The 2,552-nt window shown below is 71.3% G+C and carries 2 protein-coding genes; both read left to right on the forward strand.

The annotated features are described in order from the left end of the window. Positions 1 to 105 precede the first annotated feature (105 nt). Positions 106 to 1,452, forward strand: coding sequence for an NADH-quinone oxidoreductase subunit NuoF (gene nuoF, locus G6020_RS13295; protein WP_182610946.1), 1,347 nt, complete (start codon positions 106 to 108; stop codon positions 1,450 to 1,452). Then, positions 1,449 to 2,552, forward strand: a 1,104-nt coding sequence (locus G6020_RS13300; RefSeq protein WP_241732709.1) for a 2Fe-2S iron-sulfur cluster-binding protein, incomplete at its 3' end; no start/stop codon positions are given. The genes nuoF and G6020_RS13300, both read left to right, overlap by 4 nt.

A 2,552-nucleotide genomic window follows, 5' to 3' on the forward strand; every position in this document is an offset into this window, starting at 1 on the left:
TCCGTGCCGCGAGGGCGGCCGGGATGCACGCGCCCGACGCGCCCGATACCCACGCCGGCGCGCCCGGGTCCCAGCCCTCCGCTCCCACCGACGAGGAGGCCTGACATGCCGCTCGCGCCGTACCTCAGCCGATACTGGGACGCCCCGGAGAGCTGGACCCTGGAGACCTATCTGGCCCACGACGGCTACGTGGGTCTGCGACGCGCCCTGGCCACCGGCCCGGACGAGGTCATCTCCACCGTCCTCGACGCGGGTCTGCGCGGTCGAGGCGGGGCGGGGTTCCCCACCGGCCGCAAGTGGGGCTTCATCCCGCAGGCCCCCGGCCCCGACGCCCCCGAGGACCCCGAGGCCTCCGACCCCGCCGCCAAGCCCCACTACCTGGTGGTCAACGCCGACGAGTCCGAGCCCGGGACCTGCAAGGACATGCCCCTCATGCTGGCCACGCCCCACGTGCTGATCGAGGGCATGGTGATCGCGGCGTACGCCATCCGGGCGTCCCACGCGTTCATCTACCTGCGCGGCGAGGTGGTACCGGTGCTCAGACGGCTGCAGACCGCGGTCGCCGAGGCGTACGAGGCCGGGTTCCTGGGGCGCGACATCCTGGGCAGCGGCTTCGACCTGGACATCGTGGTCCACGCGGGCGCCGGGGCCTACATCTGCGGTGAGGAGACCGCGCTCCTCGATTCCCTCGAGGGCCGTCGGGGGCAGCCCCGGCTCCGTCCCCCGTTCCCGGCCGTCGCCGGCCTCTACGCCTGTCCCACCGTGGTCAACAACGTCGAGTCCATCGCGAGCGTCCCGTCGATCCTCCACCACGGGCCCGAGTGGTTCCGCTCGATGGGCTCGGAGAAGTCCCCCGGCTTCACGCTGTACTCGCTGTCCGGGCATGTGGCCCGGCCCGGCCAGTACGAGGCACCCCTCGGCATCACCCTGCGGGAACTGTTGGACCACGCCGGCGGCATCCGGCAGGGGCACACGCTCAAGTTCTGGACCCCCGGCGGTTCCTCCACCCCGATCCTCACCGACGCCCAGCTGGACATGCCCCTGGACTACGAGGGATGCGCGGCCGAGGGCTCCATGCTCGGCACCAAGGCGCTGCAGATCTTCGACGACACGACCTGCGTGGTGAGGGCCGTGCTGCGCTGGTCGGAGTTCTACGCCCACGAGTCCTGCGGCAAGTGCACACCCTGCCGTGAGGGCACGTTCTGGCTGGTGCAGATCATGCGCAGGCTCGACGACGGCACCGCGAGGGAGAGCGACCTGGACCGGCTGCTCGACATCTCGGACAACATCGTCGGCAAGTCGTTCTGCGCGCTCGGGGACGCCGCCGGCGCTCCCATCATGTCGTCCATCGCGCTCTTCCGGGACGAGTACCTGGCCCACATCCCCGACGGTTGTCCCTTCGATCACAGCCGCTCGACCGTCTTCGCCCGGACCGAGGAGGTGGCCCGATGACCCCCGACGACCGCGTGCCCAACAAGATCACCCCGCGCGCCGACGACACCGTCGCAGACCTGAAACCCGACGGGGACGAGGACCTGGTCACCCTCACCGTGGACGGTCGCCGGGTCTCCGTGCCCGCCGGCACGCTGGTGATCCGCGCCGCCGAACGCCTCGGCGTGCAGATCCCGCGGTTCTGCGACCATCCATTGCTCGAGCCGGCCGGCGCGTGCCGCCAGTGCATCGTCGAGGTCGAGGGCGCCCCCAAACCCGTGACCTCCTGCACCACCCCGGTCACCGAGGACATGGTGGTGCGCACCCAGTTCACCTCCGAGATCGCGGACAAGGCCCAACGCGGGGTCATGGAGCTCCTGCTGATCAACCACCCGCTGGACTGCCCCGTCTGCGACAAGGGCGGTGAGTGTCCGCTCCAGAACCAGGCACTCTCCAGCGGCCACGGGCACTCCCGGTTCACCGAGGTCAAGCGCACGTTCCCCAAGCCCATCGCGATCTCGGCGCAGGTCCTGCTCGACCGCGAGCGGTGCGTGATGTGCGCCCGGTGCACCCGGTTCTCGGACCAGATCGCGGGCGACCTGTTCATCGACCTGATGGAACGGGGATCCCAGCAGCAGGTGGGCGTCTTCGGGGACGAGCCCTTCGAGTCCTACTTCTCCGGCAACACCGTCCAGATCTGCCCCGTCGGGGCGCTCACCGGTGCCGCCTACCGCTTCCGGGCGCGCCCTTTCGACCTGGTCTCGAGCCCCGGCGTCTGCGAGCACTGCGCCAGCGGCTGTGGGCAGCGGACGGACCACCGCCGCGGGAAGGTCCTGCGCAGGCTGGCCGGCGACGACCCGGACGTCAACGAGGAGTGGAACTGCGACAAGGGCCGGTGGGCCTTCGCCTACGCCACGCAACCCGACCGCCTCACCACCCCGATGATCCGCGGCCGGGACGGGGGCCTGGTCCCGGTCCCGTGGAGCACCGCGCTCGCCACGGCCGCCGCGGGGTTGTCCGCCGCACGCGGTCGCACGGGCGTCCTGACCGGCGGTCGACTCACCCGGGAGGACGCGTACGCCTACGCCAAGTTCGCCCGAGCGGTCCTGGGGACCGACGAA

It is taken from the genome of Dietzia sp. B19 (genome assembly GCF_014145155.1).
Classification (GTDB): domain Bacteria; phylum Actinomycetota; class Actinomycetes; order Mycobacteriales; family Mycobacteriaceae; genus Dietzia; species Dietzia natronolimnaea.